This window comes from Lentilactobacillus sp. (assembly GCF_040773105.1).
Lineage (GTDB): Bacteria > Bacillota > Bacilli > Lactobacillales > Lactobacillaceae > Lentilactobacillus > Lentilactobacillus parabuchneri.
The window spans coordinates 1-15,944 of the sequence record NZ_JAXGWW010000032.1; the positions used below are offsets into that span (position 1 = coordinate 1).

The 15,944-nt window shown below is 41.5% G+C and carries 18 protein-coding genes; 2 read left to right on the forward strand and 16 right to left on the reverse strand.

Annotated elements, in window-relative coordinates; genetic code table 11:
- Positions 1–272 precede the first annotated feature (272 nt).
- The 9 genes from AB3112_RS02970 to AB3112_RS03010 all read right to left on the reverse strand — a co-directional run bounded on the left by AB3112_RS02970 (position 273) and on the right by AB3112_RS03010 (position 8,982).
- Positions 273–515, reverse strand: coding sequence for a hypothetical protein (locus AB3112_RS02970; RefSeq protein ID WP_084975341.1), 243 nt, complete (start codon positions 513–515; stop codon positions 273–275).
- Between the two features lie 516 nt (positions 516–1,031).
- Positions 1,032–1,571 (reverse strand): dUTPase, encoded by a 540-nt coding sequence (locus tag AB3112_RS02975; RefSeq protein WP_084975338.1) that lies wholly within the window; start codon positions 1,569–1,571, stop codon positions 1,032–1,034.
- 10 nt (positions 1,572–1,581) lie between these two features.
- Entirely contained in the window at positions 1,582–2,523 is a 942-nt protein-coding gene (locus AB3112_RS02980) for a hypothetical protein (protein WP_057910395.1), read from the reverse strand.
- Complete coding sequence (locus tag AB3112_RS02985) at positions 2,516–3,397, reverse strand: hypothetical protein (RefSeq protein ID WP_084975334.1); 882 nt, start codon at positions 3,395–3,397, stop codon at positions 2,516–2,518. The genes AB3112_RS02980 and AB3112_RS02985 overlap by 8 nt, the downstream gene beginning before the upstream one ends.
- A 238-nt stretch (positions 3,398–3,635) precedes the next feature.
- Positions 3,636–5,276, reverse strand: a complete 1,641-nt coding sequence (locus AB3112_RS02990) for a peptide ABC transporter substrate-binding protein (RefSeq protein ID WP_367333933.1) — start codon at positions 5,274–5,276, stop codon at positions 3,636–3,638.
- A gap of 192 nt (positions 5,277–5,468) precedes the next feature.
- Positions 5,469–6,812, reverse strand: coding sequence for a type I glutamate--ammonia ligase (glnA, locus tag AB3112_RS02995; protein WP_084975329.1), 1,344 nt, complete (start codon positions 6,810–6,812; stop codon positions 5,469–5,471).
- Positions 6,813–6,828: 16 nt separating this feature from the next.
- Complete coding sequence (locus AB3112_RS03000; RefSeq protein ID WP_057910399.1) at positions 6,829–7,230, reverse strand: MerR family transcriptional regulator; 402 nt, start codon at positions 7,228–7,230, stop codon at positions 6,829–6,831.
- A gap of 82 nt (positions 7,231–7,312) precedes the next feature.
- Positions 7,313–8,239: a tRNA (adenosine(37)-N6)-dimethylallyltransferase MiaA gene (gene miaA / locus AB3112_RS03005; protein ID WP_367333934.1), complete on the reverse strand. Its 927-nt coding sequence runs from the start codon at positions 8,237–8,239 to the stop codon at positions 7,313–7,315.
- Positions 8,236–8,982 (reverse strand): glycerophosphodiester phosphodiesterase family protein, encoded by a 747-nt coding sequence (locus AB3112_RS03010; RefSeq protein WP_367333935.1) that lies wholly within the window; start codon positions 8,980–8,982, stop codon positions 8,236–8,238. Before AB3112_RS03010 ends, miaA begins: the two co-directional genes overlap by 4 nt.
- A gap of 99 nt (positions 8,983–9,081) precedes the next feature.
- Between AB3112_RS03010 and AB3112_RS03015 the strand changes: the two genes are divergently transcribed.
- On the forward strand, positions 9,082–9,258 hold the full coding sequence (locus tag AB3112_RS03015; protein WP_065203869.1) for a DUF3042 family protein: 177 nt from the start codon (positions 9,082–9,084) through the stop codon (positions 9,256–9,258).
- A gap of 84 nt (positions 9,259–9,342) precedes the next feature.
- Here the strand turns inward: AB3112_RS03015 and AB3112_RS03020 are convergent, their stop codons facing one another.
- The 7 genes from AB3112_RS03020 to AB3112_RS03050 form a co-directional block, all read right to left on the reverse strand.
- Positions 9,343–9,723: a rhodanese-like domain-containing protein gene (locus tag AB3112_RS03020; protein WP_057910402.1), complete on the reverse strand. Its 381-nt coding sequence runs from the start codon at positions 9,721–9,723 to the stop codon at positions 9,343–9,345.
- A 57-nt stretch (positions 9,724–9,780) separates the two neighbouring features.
- Positions 9,781–10,767 (reverse strand): ROK family glucokinase, encoded by a 987-nt coding sequence (locus AB3112_RS03025; protein ID WP_057910403.1) that lies wholly within the window; start codon positions 10,765–10,767, stop codon positions 9,781–9,783.
- The gene (locus AB3112_RS03030) at positions 10,742–10,981 is read right to left on the reverse strand and encodes a YqgQ family protein (protein WP_057910404.1); all 240 of its coding nucleotides are present in this window, start codon (positions 10,979–10,981) and stop codon (positions 10,742–10,744) included. The genes AB3112_RS03025 and AB3112_RS03030 overlap by 26 nt, the downstream gene beginning before the upstream one ends.
- A gap of 43 nt (positions 10,982–11,024) precedes the next feature.
- Positions 11,025–11,687: a rhomboid family intramembrane serine protease gene (locus AB3112_RS03035; RefSeq protein ID WP_367333936.1), complete on the reverse strand. Its 663-nt coding sequence runs from the start codon at positions 11,685–11,687 to the stop codon at positions 11,025–11,027.
- The gene (locus AB3112_RS03040; protein ID WP_367333937.1) at positions 11,684–12,259 is read right to left on the reverse strand and encodes a 5-formyltetrahydrofolate cyclo-ligase; all 576 of its coding nucleotides are present in this window, start codon (positions 12,257–12,259) and stop codon (positions 11,684–11,686) included. The genes AB3112_RS03035 and AB3112_RS03040 overlap by 4 nt, the downstream gene beginning before the upstream one ends.
- A gap of 78 nt (positions 12,260–12,337) precedes the next feature.
- Positions 12,338–12,487: a 50S ribosomal protein L33 gene (gene rpmG / locus AB3112_RS03045; RefSeq protein WP_084975321.1), complete on the reverse strand. Its 150-nt coding sequence runs from the start codon at positions 12,485–12,487 to the stop codon at positions 12,338–12,340.
- 115 nt (positions 12,488–12,602) lie between these two features.
- Positions 12,603–14,654, reverse strand: a complete 2,052-nt coding sequence (locus tag AB3112_RS03050; protein WP_084975319.1) for a penicillin-binding protein 2 — start codon at positions 14,652–14,654, stop codon at positions 12,603–12,605.
- Positions 14,655–14,782: 128 nt separating this feature from the next.
- On the opposite strand from AB3112_RS03050, the gene AB3112_RS03055 reads away from it, so the two are divergent.
- Positions 14,783–15,944 (forward strand): YfhO family protein (locus tag AB3112_RS03055; protein WP_367333938.1); only part of this gene is annotated, 1,162 nt, incomplete at its 3' end.

Genomic DNA, 15,944 nt, shown 5'->3' on the forward strand with positions numbered 1-15,944 from the left:
CGTTAACTGGGATCTTTGTTCTACCCCCTTCACGAGAGCAAAGTACCCAACGATCTCCTCATATCGTACTAAGAGATAAATATCTTTAAACGTAATTTTGGGGTATTTGATCAATTTTATCCGCGCATGGTTAAATAGATGCTAAGTCGCTTAGATGGCCATTTTAAAGTTTCAATATTTTCTCGTTGGAACACATCGTACTTATAATCTTTTTTGCAAAACTTTAATCGCTTTGTTTGTAGTTATTTAGGTAGTTATTTAGATTGTGTTTCCTAAGATACTTTTTTAGGCTTGTGGACATTTTTGTTATTCTTCGGGATAGGCTTCTTTGTAGCAGGTTTCTTTTTAACAGCTTTTCCTACGACAGTAGTTTGCGAAACAACAGTTACACCATCAGGGACGATATCCTTACCGTCAGGTACCTTCAATTTTGTGCCTGACGCAGTAGTGCCTGATAATCCGACAATTAACCCAAATAATAATGTAGCAAGTATGACTTTAGTAGGTTTTCTCATGACTCTTCTCCCTCACTTTACTTTAATATAATCATGATCAAAAATAAAATTAATAATCCACTATTTGAATTAGCTCTATGATTTGAGAATATTTAAAAGTATTCCTAGAATCGTTATTCTTACAGTCTTAATATGTTCCTCCATAGTAACATTCCCTTTTTATTATAGTCCTTGTGAGACTATACACCAAGATTTTAAAACTATATCTGAAATTTAAAAGCTGATAATTACGCCAAAGGCATGCGATTATTAACTTTCATGTTTCAGTTTAGAAAAAACTAGAGAATTTTAGGCAACTTCAAGCCTGCTAGAGATGATGCCACCAATCCTTAGTCAAATAAGGGGTTGGTGGCATTTTTGGTTGATCGAAAAATTTTCCTAATCTTCTGTTGTCCACTATCTTTTCCAAAAATTGGATCAAAAAGTGGTCAACGAGATTAGAAAAATATTTTCATCGCAGGTTACATAAAAAGTTCCGAGACCAATCACAGTCCCGGAACTTTTTTATCAATCTACCTAATAATCGTTTTCTTGCCGATTTTGATTAATGTGATTTTTATCATTAAATGCGGTCTCGATTTCATCTTCGGTGTAGCCAAAATCCACTAAACCAAATTTCAAGAACAGCCGCCATGAGTGGTTGAAGCTGTCGCCGCTGTGATTGAAATAAGCATCAAACAGCATTCGCTTCATCGCAAGATACTGCTTATCCAAGTTGTTTTCCTCTTTGGACTGCTTAATTTTTTCGATATCATCTTGAGACTTAAGAACAAAATGGTTCCAGTTTTTTAAGTTGGAAATCAGGAGATAAAAGTCCATCGCATCCACATATTCATAAAGTAATGTCTGCCTTGGCGTTTTATCGGGATCCTGCTTGCCACGATGAACTTTCCAAACCTTGAACCATTCTGACGTGTTAGCCATCTCGGCCAATTCCACATCCAGGGCAACAAAAGCATTCTTAACCCGTCCGTCATTGGACCAATGAAGCTGCTTTTTAGCTTCAATTTCACGGTTAAGATAGACAGACGATGCGATCAACGCTTGTAAATCCATTAGTTAGCTCCTATCCAAAAATAAACTTGTTTGAGAGAATCTCTAGCTGCTTTTTATTGTCGAGATACCAGTCTTTGATGAACGGATAGTCCAGCAATAAGTACAGCCAGCTTTCCTTTTGATCTTCATCATGAATGGTTGCGCCCCATTTTGGACGATCACTGTCACCAGCGTTATAGACGCTTAATTTAGTCTGATTATCCAGTGTCAAATTGGCGCCACCCCTTTCACCCGACATCAAAATGTAATTATTGTCGGCTGATTTGACAAATAGTTCATCCAAAATGGATTCTGGCACTTCCCCGGCAGCAAATTCATAAAATTCGCCGTTGATTCCATCCAAAACATTGAAATCAATCTTAAAGCCAAAGTTTTCCTTCAAGGCCTCTGCAGCCTGCATCATGACGGATAAAGCGTCTTTGAGCGCTGAGATGTCAAGCCCTTCCAAATCGACGACAAAGTAGTCAATCAATGCAGATCCGTGAAACATGAACTCTTTGGTCTTCAGATTTAAGTAAAACAGGGGCCGATTATGTGCCGTTGGACCGAAAAAGAACCCTGATTCGTTTTTCGTTGACTTCGTGAACGTAAATGTGTTGTCACCCAACGAAGCAAACTTGCACAAGAGTTTTTGTACGTGTTCAGAATTACTAATGGCCAAGCTATCGTTGTTATCAGACAATTTTAATAATCGCTCGAAAAAGATTAACTGGACATCTTCATCCGAGAACTGGTGTGGAAATTCAACATAGTCGGTATTTAAATGAAAATTAGTCAATTTCAAAGCCGCGTCCAACAATTCGTTGGTATCGGTCGTTTTGTTAAGCTGCTTAAATGCTGCCACGTAATGCGTTCCGTTATCCAAACCGGCTTGAATGGCATCCGTGTATGTTGAGAGTAATTCAGTTGTTGTTAACACTTTTTTGGGTGCTTCATTTATATCGTTACTCACCGTCACTCACCTGCGTTTCTTTGCTCAAGCTCTGTAGATATTTGGCGTATAGATGATTGTTATTATCAATAAACGCTTCAAAACTGCCAAACGAAGCCCGAATATTTTGTTTCTCCAAATTATAAATTGTCTCTTCTTTTGATAAAGCCAGAATTTGATTTTCATTCTTCTTGATTTCTGCGCGGCCATCTGAAGCCTGCTCGTCAATTTGGGTTAACTGCAGCAAAGAATCTTGGAGTTGTTGATGCTCTTCCTTTACTTTTCCAGCTTCCCAAGGCATTGGAGATTTTTCTTCATTCTCCTTGAGTTGCTTTCTAATTTGTTCTTTTTGCTGATCACGCTTGGTTTGATCCTCAATTAATTGAGTGAGCTTTTGGTTTTGTTCCCCCAATTGACGCATCTGATCATCGTTAACCCGCTTATTTTGAGCTTCCAACTCAAATGATTTTGTCAATGTTTCATATTCATCTTCAGCGAAATTGAAGCGGACGTTGATTGCGTCCAATTCGCCAAACATCCGGTGATCCCACCAATTACCGAAATAAATATTGAATTTGCCAAGATCGTACTCGTGGTAGTAGAAAAATGGATATGTAACCCCTAGGTAGTCAATTAATTGATTGCTCAAGTGATGGCTGAGTTCTGCCTTTAAATCTGAAGCCAGGCCAAAATAATTTGGTGTCGGTTCACTGGGTTCTTCGCCCTTAACCTCAGTCGCAAACCGGTTTGGATCCATTAGCTCATAGATTTTTAAATCGTTGCCACTTTTAATTGATTCGTTCAGCTCATTAAGATAGGTGATTTTCTGGCTAAGTGCAGATGATAACACCGAATCAGTTTGGCTGAATGGATCATTTTCAGTTTTTTTGTCCATAATATTGCCTCGTATTTCCCCTTATTTATACATTTAATGTTATCTGAAAAACGCTCATAAATAAAGGGTTAATCGCATTATTTATCAAACATTTGTCAAAAACATGTCATAAATACGCAAAGTTTTGAAAATTCCAGAAATCGGCCATCAAAATCCCATGGTTTTCCACCCTAACGCCAAAAAAGAAGTCGAACAACGATCGACTTCTTTTAAAGTGGTTTTCTCAGGTAATCAACTTTTATTTGACCACATACGCGTCTTTGTAATTGTAAGTTGCCCCCGCTGTATTGTAGATAATTCCCTTAACTTTGCTGCTCAACAAGTTTTTGCTTGCAGATTGATAAAGTGGCGTAACCCCTTGATTTTCAAGCAAAATATTTTGCGCTTTGGTCATGTCTTCAAACCGTTTTTCGGCATTACCAGCATCGGTTGTTGATGACGCTTTGATCAAGCGATCATATTGTTTGTTTGACCATTGCGGTACGTTACTTGGGTTATTGGTCGTCAAAATGTTCAAGAATGTGATTGGGTCGGCGAAATCTGCATACCAATCAGCCATGGTCACCTGATAGTTATGCGTTTTTTGCCGTGAAAGCAGCGTTTGGAATGGAATGTTCCGTAAACTAACGGTTAACCCAGGCAGGTTCTGTTGCAATTGTGACTGCAAGTATTCACTGACTTGCTTTTGAGCAAACTCATCTGAACTCAATAAGGTAAAATGCATCTTTGAAATTCCGAGTTCCTTTAATCCCTGTTTCCATAATGCTTTGGCCTTCGTCGGATTATACGTCATCGACGCCGGCTTGGCAGTGGTTGCGGTGAAGTCCTTTCCGGTCTTCGGGTTAATGGAAAGCCCCTTGGAAACAAAGCTTTGGGAATTAAATGAACCGTCACCGAGAATTTTCTTGGTTAGTTGATCGCGATTGACGGCCATTGAAATCGCCTGACGAATTTTCAAGTTCTTGAATAAGCGATTCTTTTGGTTAAATGCCAGGTAATAACAACTGGATGCTTCGCGGGTTACCATATTTTTATCGTTCTTCAGGTTTTTTGCTAACACCCCAGATAAGCCAACGTACTGCAGCTTACCGGTTTTAAACTGGTTATACCCAGTGGACGGGTCTTTGGTGACTTGGTAGTGAAGTTTATCAAGTTTGACGTGTTTTTTATCCCAGTAATCCGAATTTTTGGCAAGCGTCCAGGTCATCCCGGTTCCATTCCAATCACTCAACTTAAACGGGCCGTTATAAACCATGTCTGAACTCTTGGTGCCGTAATCATTGCCATACTTTTCAACAACTTTTTGATTTTGCGGGAAGAATAACGGAAATCCCATCAGTAGTTTAAAGTATGGAATTTTCTTCTCCAAGTTGACAACTAACTTGTAGTCGCCTTCTGCTTTGACACCCAGCGTTTTGTATGACTTCTTGTTGGCTTGAATGGCATCCGCGTTCTTGATGCCGGAGAATAAGTAGCCGTACTGGGATGCCGTTTTTGGATTAACGGTCCGTTGCCAAGAGTAGACAAAATCTTTTGCAGTTACCGGATCACCGTTACTCCACTTGGTTCCCTTACGAAGGGTAAATGTATACGTTAATCCATCGTTTGTGATGGCCGTCTTGGTTGCCAACGCGTTTTCGATCTTACTATTCTTCCCAAGCCGGTAAAGCCCCTCATCGATGTTGTTTAAGACCTCAAACGTTTGAACCGACGTTGTCTTGGATAAATCAACGGTCGACAGCTCTGAATCCACTGCTGTGGTAAAGACCTGTTTATCCGCTAATTTTCCCGACCCACTTTTTTGACTTGAGCAACCGGTTAAGATGACGCCCAACCCAACAATACACACTAGTTTGAAACTCATTAAATTGACTTTCATAATTAGTACCACTCCTCAATTTCCAAAGTAATAGGAACCCTCATTTTATATGTTTTTGATTAAATTTTCATGAGATATATTAAGTAAAAGAAGCCCGCAACCGTGCACCAACGTTTGTAAGTGCACGATTGCGAGCTTCTTGATACTTCTTAAATAACACCCATCAAAGTGCGAATCATTTAGTTTAAATGATTAATATTTTTCGAGGTATTGATCACGTTCCCAGCCGGAAACTTGGGTCCGGTATGAGTCGTATTCAAGGTTCTTAGCTTCAATAAAGCTGTTATACAGATGTTCACCGAGTGCCTTTTTCATCGTTTCATCAGCCGATAAGTCCTTCAATGCATTATGGAGGGTGTCAGGCAGATTCGTGATGTGGCTCTTTTGACGTTCTTCAGCATCCATGCGGTAGATGTTACGGTCGATACTGTGTTCTGGTTCGATCTTGTTACGAAGACCGTCAAGTCCGGCTTCCAAGACGCAGGCGATTGCAAGATATGGGTTAGCCGTTGGATCCACACTACGAAGTTCCAAACGAGTCGAGTTGCCTCGAGCACTTGGAATTCGGATGAGTGGTGAACGGTTTGAGCCTGACCAAGCAACGTAAACAGGTGCTTCATAGCCTGGAACCAAACGCTTGTATGAGTTAACAATTGGGTTACATACAGCTGTAAATGAACGGGCGTGCTTCAGCAAGCCGCCAAGGAAGTAGTAAGCTTCTTGAGAGATTTCCAATTCACCGTTCTTGTCGTAGAAGGTGTTACCCTTATCGTCAAACAACGACATGTTCAAATGCATTCCGGAACCATTGATGCCGCTTAATGGCTTTGGCATGAAGGTTGCGTATAGACCATACTTACGTGCAACGGTCTTAACAACCAGCTTAAATGTTTGAATGTTATCGGCAGCTGCCAATGCGTCAGCGTACTTAAAGTCAATTTCATGTTGGCCAGGAGCAACCTCATGATGGGCAGCTTCAACATCGAAGCCCATTTCTTCAAGGGTCAAAACAATTTCACGTCGACAATTTTCGCCGAGATCCATTGGTGCCATATCGAAGTAACTTCCCTTATCATTCAGATGTAAAGTTGGTTCGCCGTTTTCATCCATCTTGAATAAGAAGAATTCTGGTTCAGGCCCAATATTGAATGATGTGAAGCCGGCCTTCTTCATGTCACCAAGTACTCGGATCAGGTTGTTACGAGGATCGGCTGCGTAAGGTTCGCCATTTGGACGGTAAACTTGGCAGATAACCCGAGCAATCTTGCCACGATCAGTACTCCATGGGAAGATCATCCATGTTGAAAGGTCAGGGTAAAGGTACATATCACTTTCTTCAATTCGAACGAAGCCTTCAATTGAAGAGCCGTCAAACATTAATTTGTTATCAAGCAGTTTGTCCAATTGTGTGATTGGAACTTCAACGTTCTTGATCGTGCCAAACAAATCCGTGAACATCAAACGTAAAAATTTGACGTCCTCATCTTTTACCATGCTACGAATATCATCTTTTGAGTAATCATGTTTTGTGGCCATCTATATAACGCTCCTATCAGTGATTTAATTTGTTCAAACTATTCGGATCATCAAATGACGAAGAAGGCGGCTTCAGTCCACCAATGTTCAAAAACTCATCTTGAAGAATTTTTCTGACATCACTGTCGGTAAGTCCTTTTTCAAGGTTGCGTTTTCGTTCGTCTTCCAACTGGGATTGCTTCTTATAGACTTCCTTGATGCCGGAAATGTTAAGCCCGTCATCCAAGTAATCTTTAATTTCTAAAAGCCGGTCAACGTCATTCAATGAATACATTCGTCGATTCCCTTCATTACGGAGGGGCTTGATCAATTCCTGTTGTTCATAATACCTGATTTGCCTGGCTGTCAAGTCAGTCAGCTTCATTACAGTTCCAATCGGCAGAACTGACATTGAGCGCCGTAGTTCCTTCTCTCGCATTGTTCACCTCCTAAATCTTGTACCTATAATACCATTACCAAAAGCAAAGTCAAGGCCAAATGTCACATTTTATAACATGAAATTACATTTCTTGATGATTCAACCATTTTCTGATGTCTGTTTCAATCTGTGTGATTGTTTCTGGGTGTTCAACCAGGTTATACCAATTGGGTCGCGTCTTATTTCGAAACCACGTTAACTGCCGTTTGGCATAATGTCTGGAATCTTTTTTCACCAGGTCAACCGCTTCTTCCAAAGTGATATCGCCCTTAAAATACGGGTAAAATTCGTGGTAGCCAATTCCCTTGCCTGCCTGATAGTCAGTTCCGTGATGAGCATAGAGATAGTTGGCCTCCTCAAGTAAGCCGGCCGCCATCATCATATCCACCCGTTGATTGATTCGTTGATAAAGCAGCGCCCGGTCGGTGGTTAATCCAATCAAGAACGCGTCAAAGGACCTGCCATCATTTTTTTGATCAGAAAATCGGCGGCCGGATTTTATGTAGACTTCCAGTGCCCGAATCACACGGCGGACGTTATTGACGGGAATTTCAGCCGCAGCTTGAGGATCTACTTCTGCCAACCGGTCGTGGAGGGCTTGGTTGCCTTTTTCGTCAGCCTGTTCGCGGAGCTGTTTTCTAAGGTCGGCATTTTGATATTGATCACCCCCCAGCTCCAAGCCGTCAAGTAACGCCTGAAGATAAAAGCCGGTGCCACCAACAATGATTGGCAGCTTGCCTGAAGAAGTGATTAAGTCAATGGCTTTAATTGCTTCAGAAACAAAATCAGCCACTGAGAAGCGCTCGTCAATGTCTCGAATGTCGATCAAATGATGGGTGATCCCATCCATTTCTTTTGCGGTCACTTTTGCCGTTCCAATGTCGAGTCCGCGATAAACCTGCATCGAATCACCGGAAATGATTTCACCGTTGAATTGATGGGCAAGTTGAATGGACAATGCCGTTTTGCCGACAGCAGTTGGACCGACAATCGCGAGAACTTTCTTCATTCCAAGCCACCTCTCATTTCAGCCCTCAGCTGGACAGCTCTTGCCGGATAGTCGGTAATAATGGCCGCCATGTTCCGCTCAAAGCAATATTGCATGTCCTCGGTAGAATTAACCGTCCATGGGCGTAAAAGCGCTGCAGGGGCGAAAAATGGGTGCCGTTTGAGCCAGCGGATATCGGGATGAAAATCAGAAATCAGATGCCCCTTTTTTAATGTTTTGGCCTCTTTTGCGGCCGTCTTAAACAATTTTGCACCGGACGTTTTCGGATCAAGACTATTTAAGATCTCCAACGAATGGGCATTGAAGCTTGAATAAATTAGCTGGAATGGATAATCAATCGAGGAAAAGTAGTCAAAAACCGCTTTTTCAATGCCGGGATACTGAATCTTGTTGGTTTTTAACTCCAAATTAAAAATTCCGGTAAACTGATCTTTAATCAGAAGCTCAACAACTTCTTGAAGTGTGGGTACGGCAGTCCCTTTGAACTCTTCACTGAAACGAATTTCGGCATCTAAATGCTTAATCTCCGCTAGATTTTTATCCACAATTCGCCCTGAACCATTCGTTGTTCGATCGACGGTTTCATCGTGCATGATAATGAATTGCTGATCCTTGGAAAAATGAACGTCGGTCTCAATACCGTCTGCTCCGTCATCAATAGCGGTTTGAAAAGAAATCAATGTGTTTTCAGGCCGGTTGCCCTTGCTTCCCCGATGAGCAATAATTTTGGTGTCAATTTTCACAATAAAACTCCTTTTGAACGATTATTTAGTCAATTAACTAGATATCTGAATTAAAATAAAGCATAATGAATGTATAAACAAGCATTGGAGGGTTTAGATATGAAACATTTTACTAACGGACTCATTGTCGGTGTTCTCGGAACGGTTGCTGCTGGTGTTGGCGCATTGTTGACTTTCAAGAAGTCAGTCGTTGACCCAATTGAAGACGAAGAACAAAAGTTTGAATCAAACCGTAAAAAGGCAATGCGTAAGAGCCGCGCCGCACACCATGGATAATCGTTTATCCAGTAAAATTTAAAAATTGAATTTTATGAAATAAAAAATGGACTATGAGCAATATTTGCTCATAGTCCTATTTTATCAATAATTGCTCTTTTTTTCCTTACCATTCCAGCCTTGATAACCACTTTTTAAGATGTACAGGTCTTTATAACCCTTCTTGCTTAAAAATAAGGCAGCTCGTTTGCTGATGGTTTTTCCCTGGTCATACATATAAACAGGTAAATCTGGCCGAAGCTGAGTGTAAAAGTTTCTAATTGTCGAATAAGGAAGACTACGTGCTCCTAAAATATGACCATCTTTGAAACTTTTCTGCTCACGTAAATCAATCACTTGGGCTTTACGCATACCCTTTTGGAATTCGTCATTCTTTAAATAAGTAGCGGCTTGTTTTACCCGCATATTTTGAATGATCGTATATCCTCCCCAAGCGATTAAAATAACGACCAATATGATGGTCATGACTAAGTTTCCTGTATTTGCTCCAATTATCAACTAAAACATCCTTCTTTCAGATTTTTATTTTGCTGCAAATGGTTGGTTGTTTCTAAATTGTAATGCAAGTGAGGCTGCACCAATGACACCGGCATCGTTTCCTAACTGTGCCAACTTCAATTTGGTTGAATCCCGAACTGAAGGGAACGCATTTTCCTGGAAGTAACGGGTGGTTGGTTGCAGCAGCGTATTGCCGGCATTTGAAACCCCACCACCAATGATAATATTTTCAGGATTAAGGGTGTTTCCAATGTGTGATAACGCCAAACCTAAGTAAGAACAAACCCGATCAACAATTTGGTTGGCCAAAATATCACCGTTATCAGCAAGGAAGAACACCATCTTGGAAGTTAAGTCTTCGTCACCATCAATTAGTTCTTTGATCCGTGACTTACCGGTAAATGTCTGTGCCATATCCTTTGCGATGTGGACAACCCCGGTTGCTGAAGCGTATTGTTCCAAACAACCGCGTTTGCCACATGTACATTGATAGCCGTTTGGTACAACGGTAATGTGGCCGACTTCTCCGGCGCCACCATTAATGCCGTGGACCAACTTGCCATTCGCAATGACACCACCACCAACACCGGTTCCCAGTGTGATGAAAACAACATCTTGGGCAGTATCGCCGGCACCTTTCCAATACTCACCAAGAGCGGCACTGTTAGCGTCGTTATCAATGATAATTGGTAAGTTCAAGTTAGCCGAAATGGTTGCCCCAACCGGTTGCACGATATCCCAGCCAAGATTGTAGGCGCCGACAACGGTTCCTTTTTCACGATCAACAGCGCCCGGTGTCCCCATTCCAATACCAAAAAAGTCTTCAGTATTGTAATCTTCCTTGCGCATCTGATCACTGATTGATTTGATCATGTTTGGAACGATGTGGCTTCCATGTTCGCTAATATCAGTTGGGATTCGCCACTTCGCGAGAATATTTCCCTTTGTGTCAATAAATGCAAACTTCGTTGTGGTTCCACCTAAATCAATTCCGATTAATTTCTTTGCCAATGTAACTTCCCCTACCTTCTTGTTTTTCTTCAATTCGATGCTCTCGGGTTAAAACCAATTTTGCATGAATAAACTCGTCATGACTAATCAGCTGGGCTTTGTGAAGGTGATCCAACTCCAACGCCATGACCTCGATGTCCCAAAGCCGTTTGCCGACATAGACATAAATATCAAATTTTTTCAGCAGTTGCTGAACATCATACAGCGTTTTCATTATCTCACATCCTCCTTCAAAATTGTTTTAATTCCGAAAATTCTTAAAATTTTGCCTGCATCCCTATTGTATACAAAACGAAAACGATTACAACCAGCATGATTGCCGCGATCACTCGTTTGACCCGGCTGGTCTTTGAAAAACCAACGCCAGTCACGTATGCAATTAAAAAGCCACCCACAAGGCCGCCAATGTGTCCCGCAATGTCGATGCCGGAAACAAAGATATCCGTCCCAATATTAAGCGGGATAAATAGCAGAAACGTTTTGGCCATTGACACGATTGCCGGATTCTTGGAAAAACTTTCACCCAGCATTAAAAAAGCGCCAAACAAACCAAAGATCGCCGTACTGGCACCGGCAGACAATCCGCTGTTGAACGCAAAACTGCCTAAATTTCCCACGATTCCGGACACAAAGAAAATGATGGTAAACCGCCAGTGGCCAAATAGCTGCTCAACGTACTGACCTATAAAATACAAGGTAATCCCATTCATTAGGATGTGGGTGAATCCAATGTGAATAAAAATGGGCGTCACAAGTCGCCAATATTGCCCGGCTCGAATTAACGGATTATATTTGGCACCAAACTCAACCAAGGTTACCGGATTTTCGGTTCCCCCCATCACCGACATTAGTCCAAACACAACCACCATCGCCGCGAGCAGCAGGTACGTTACGTAAGGTTTGTCTTTAATATTACTCATAACCCCTCCTGATCTTCGCTAAAAATAAGTTGATCGATTGGAACATCGAACGTTTCAACATCCCACACCGGTTGTTCAAAAAGTTGGACTGGGGTTGCAATTGAAATGCTGACCCCTTCAAACCCCTTTAAGAAGCGATCATAAAAGCCGCCACCATAACCAACTCGATAATGATTTTTCGAAAATGCCAATCCTGGAACAATTAAGACATCCATTTGGTTTTTAGCGATAACCGTTCCATTGACGGGTTCAATCGTCCCAAACTTTGTCTGATTGAGTTGCGTCTTTTCTTCCAACAAAACAAATTCCATTTGCCGATGAGGCAACGTCCTTGGAACCGCTACTTGGATATCATGTGCCAGTGCCTCGTGAATAATTGGTTGGGTATCCAGTTCATCATCCATACTCAACGTCACACCGATCGTGCAACTATTGTTAAACGCCGGACTATCAAACAGCCGTTGGTATAGTGCGGCTAATTTGGGGTTGTTAGTCGAATCCTTCAGAAAATCATGCAATTTGGTTATTTGCAGTTCTCGAAGTGCCCGCTTTGATTGAACTATTTCTGCCATCATATCACCTGATTGTTTGATCGTCAGTATCAATTAATTCATTTGGATATAAAAAAGGTTTGGGTAATTACCCAAGCCTTATTTGATTTCCCGATGTAACGTTACTTTACGCTCGCGTGGGCAATACTTGTTAAGCTCCAAACGGTCAGGATTGTTTCGACGGTTCTTGCTAGATAAGTAAGTACGTTCATGGCATTCAGTACATTCCATTGTAATGTGTACTCGCATGGAATACGACCTCCAAACTTTTTTAAAAATAGCTAGTCTAATAGCCTCAACTTAAAATATTTTATCATCAATTAAGATAAATTACTAGGATAAAATAGATAAATGTTAAGTACTTTTACTTAACAGTCGAAGTTGATTGGACCGTGCTCCAGTAGGCCGCATAAATCTTCTTGGCCAGCTGCATATTGTTACTTTCCGCGTTCACTCCCAAGTTTGGCATTGCCAGAGCAACCACCACTTGTGGATGAGTTGAAGGTGCATACGAAGCCAGACTTAACGTGACCGTCTCGTTGCCGTTATAGAAGGTCTGAGCAGTACCCGTCTTAGCGGAAATTTCAGGCTTGATCGTATCAAGTGCGCCCCCGGTCTTATACGTGTTGGTTCCGTGAACCACTCGATAAAGACCAGTCGTTACGACATTGCGTTCAGCGGGTGTCATGTTGATGTAGTTGAGAACCTTTGGCATCACAGTTGCCTTGACCGTTCCTAATTTTCCGTTCTGACTGGTTCCCCGAATAGCTTGAACAACATGTGGCTCAATTCGGTAACCACCGTTGGCAATTGTCGAAATGTATTGGGCAACCTGCATGGTTGTATAGGCATCATAGTTTCCAAATGATAGGTCCAGCGCACTTCCAATATGACTCCGTCCACTTGCACCCTTTAAACCAGTTGATTCACCGGGAATATCGATACCGGTTTTCACGCCGAGTCCAAATTGATTAAAGTAGCCGCGCATCGTATTAAAGATGCTAGGATTCATTGTTAAGGCGCCACCTTCTACGTATTTAAAGTGAGCTTCTTTCATGGCTAACTGCATCATATAAGAGTTTGATGAAACCTGAAGTGCATCACTGGCATCAACAGAAATATTTGCATGGCCATTGTGGTTGAACCAGGAAGACTTCTTGACCCCACCAGTTGTGATCGGCTGGTCAGTTAATGTGCTGTTAGTAGGTGTGATAACGTGGTCCATCAAGGCACCGGAAACCATTGCCCCTTTGACAACAGATCCCATTACAATTGAACTGTTAATTGTTCCCAAAACATTATCAGTAATCTTAGAGGTCTTTGGATTGCGATCGACGCCCCCCATACCGATAATTGCGCCATTATTAGGATTCATAACCACAGCGTAAGTTCCGGTAGAATTCCCACCGGCACTGGATTCAGCAGAACGAACCAATGCCTGAAGCTTTTTTTGGAACTTTGCGTTAATGGTCAGCTGAAGGTTATCACCCTTTTGGCCACCGTACTTTTTAATTTCTTTTTTGATTTGATTATCACTATTCAGGACAATCTGGGTCTGAGATTTGGTTCCGCGAAGAACGGGTTCATACTGGCGTTCCAAATAACTTTGGCCGACGCTATCGTTTCGTGAATAGCCTTGAGCCAATAATTCATTAATCCGATCACTTGGAAGACCACTCTTTTCGTTTGAAACTGTTCCGGTGATTCCTTGAATCGACTGTCCATTTGGATAATTTCGACTCCAACTGGTTCCAACATTGACACCAGGCATATCAGCCAAATGCTCACCAACCAAAGCAACCTCACGTTGGCTCACGTTATCATCCTTAATGTTAACGGTTGATAATTGATAAGCACCACTCATCTTTGCAAAAATAGTTGCAGCATTCTTGGTGACTTTTGAGAAGGTCGAGCTCGGATAATTTTCAACCTTGGCAACAGCTTTGTCGTACTTGGCATCAGCTGAATACCCCGAAATGCCTGGAATTTGCTTTTCAACCTTTGCTAAAGTCGTTTCGTCAGATAAGTAATAATCGGCTAATTGCCGCTTCGTTAAACTACTGGTTGGAACCGTAATGTATTTTGCAAGCCGATTTGCCACGTTGTACATGTCAGACGACAAGACATTAACGCCTTTTGTATAAACAATGGCTTGGTGAGCGGAATTTCCAACCAAAACCTGGCCAGTAGAATCAAAAATCATTCCTCGCTGAACATTCCCACTCACAACAGATGTGTCAGACCGGTTAACTTCAGCCTTGAATTTGGAACCGTACATCACTTGCAAATATGCAAGTTGTGTCAGCAGTGCCACAAATAAAATGCCGACAATGATAAAAATAATGTTAATGCGAAACGGCAATGACGCCGCTTTACTTTTAGCAGTTTTTGAATTTCGTTTCTTAAAAATTTTCACAATATTAACTCCTTGCCATGAAACTTATTCTATCAAATTTTTGAAACAAAAACTAGAACCGGTAGTCAATCTTTAACTTATTATGATATTCTATAATGTGTTAATCACTATTAAAAAGGATGTAAATTATGAAATCAAAGAAGATCACAAAAGTATCCATTCTCGTACTCTGCTTTTTGGTACCAGTCTTAATCAGCATGAGTTATTTTATCTTTCGACACTTCGCGCCCTTTGGTAATTCCTCTGTCATGACGGTAGACCTCGGGCAGCAGTACATTGATTTTTTCACTAATTACCATGATACCTTATTACATAGCCCAAGTGGCTTTTTATTCTCATTTTCCAAAGCTTTGGGGGGCGACATGCTGGGAACTTGGGCTTACTACCTAATGAGTCCGCTTAACTTGATTATGTTGCTGTTCCCGTTATCCAAACTGCCAAGTGTGCTTGGCGTCATTACCATTTTGAAGTATGGATTGGCAGGCCTGAGTTTTGGTTACTTCCTGATGAAGGTTACCAAACACGTTGGCTGGTCAATTGTTGGTTTTGCCGCATCCTATTCGATGATGGGCTGGATTGTTGCCAACCAATTTAACATGCTTTGGACAGATGTCTTGTTTGTCTTGCCAATGATCTTTTTAGGCCTTTCAAAGATTCTGAAAAACGAGTCCAGTGCCATTTACATCGTCAGCTTAACTGCGATGCTGGTCATCAACTACTACATGAGTTGGATGATTGCAATTTTCCTCACTGCCTTCATGCTCATCTATTGGGCCGCCAAGGCACTTCCAGTCAAAAACCAAACCCAGGCCAAAGCTGTTTTAAAATGGCTTAAGGCCTCAATTCTAAGTGGTATTTTGGCCGCCTGGCTGTTGGTTCCAACTTTCTTCTCGTTATTGGGGAGTAAGACGCAATATTCCAAGGGTCAATATAAGATTAAATTTGAATATAATCCCCTTGATATGATTGGAAAATTCTTTAACGGATCGGTCAACTTTAACGAATTACCTGCCGGCACTGCCAATATTTTTGTCGCTAGCGTTGTCATTATTTTGTTTGTTTATTACTTCTTTATCCCGACAATCAAACGTAACGTTAAATTCGCAAATCTGGGACTGACCGCCTTTATGATCCTCTCAATGTGCTTTCAGCCGCTGGATCTGTTCTGGCACGGGATGCAGTTGCCGGTTTGGTACACATTTCGGTTCTCCTACCTATTCTCATTTTGGATGATCTTTACGGCCTTTCAGGCATTCCTCCATATTTTAGATGAGGGAATTAACTGGAAAG

What these genes read in the sequence shown, in the direction of transcription:
- AB3112_RS03015 (WP_065203869.1), top strand. Translation starts at nt 9,082, where the DNA reads ATGAAACATTTTACTAACGGACTCATTGTCGGTGTTCTCGGAACGGTT.
- miaA (WP_367333934.1), bottom strand. Translation starts at nt 8,239, where the DNA reads ATGAAGAAAGTTCTCGCGATTGTCGGTCCAACTGCTGTCGGCAAAACG.
- AB3112_RS02990 (WP_367333933.1), bottom strand. Translation starts at nt 5,276, where the DNA reads ATGAAAGTCAATTTAATGAGTTTCAAACTAGTGTGTATTGTTGGGTTG.
- glnA (WP_084975329.1), bottom strand. Translation starts at nt 6,812, where the DNA reads ATGGCCACAAAACATGATTACTCAAAAGATGATATTCGTAGCATGGTA.
- AB3112_RS03030 (WP_057910404.1), bottom strand. Translation starts at nt 10,981, where the DNA reads ATGAAAACGCTGTATGATGTTCAGCAACTGCTGAAAAAATTTGATATT.
- AB3112_RS03035 (WP_367333936.1), bottom strand. Translation starts at nt 11,687, where the DNA reads ATGAGTAATATTAAAGACAAACCTTACGTAACGTACCTGCTGCTCGCG.
- rpmG (WP_084975321.1), bottom strand. Translation starts at nt 12,487, where the DNA reads ATGCGAGTACACATTACAATGGAATGTACTGAATGCCATGAACGTACT.
- AB3112_RS02970 (WP_084975341.1), bottom strand. Translation starts at nt 515, where the DNA reads ATGAGAAAACCTACTAAAGTCATACTTGCTACATTATTATTTGGGTTA.
- AB3112_RS03040 (WP_367333937.1), bottom strand. Translation starts at nt 12,259, where the DNA reads ATGGCAGAAATAGTTCAATCAAAGCGGGCACTTCGAGAACTGCAAATA.
- AB3112_RS03000 (WP_057910399.1), bottom strand. Translation starts at nt 7,230, where the DNA reads ATGCGAGAGAAGGAACTACGGCGCTCAATGTCAGTTCTGCCGATTGGA.
- AB3112_RS02985 (WP_084975334.1), bottom strand. Translation starts at nt 3,397, where the DNA reads ATGGACAAAAAAACTGAAAATGATCCATTCAGCCAAACTGATTCGGTG.
- AB3112_RS03020 (WP_057910402.1), bottom strand. Translation starts at nt 9,723, where the DNA reads ATGACCATCATATTGGTCGTTATTTTAATCGCTTGGGGAGGATATACG.
- AB3112_RS02975 (WP_084975338.1), bottom strand. Translation starts at nt 1,571, where the DNA reads ATGGATTTACAAGCGTTGATCGCATCGTCTGTCTATCTTAACCGTGAA.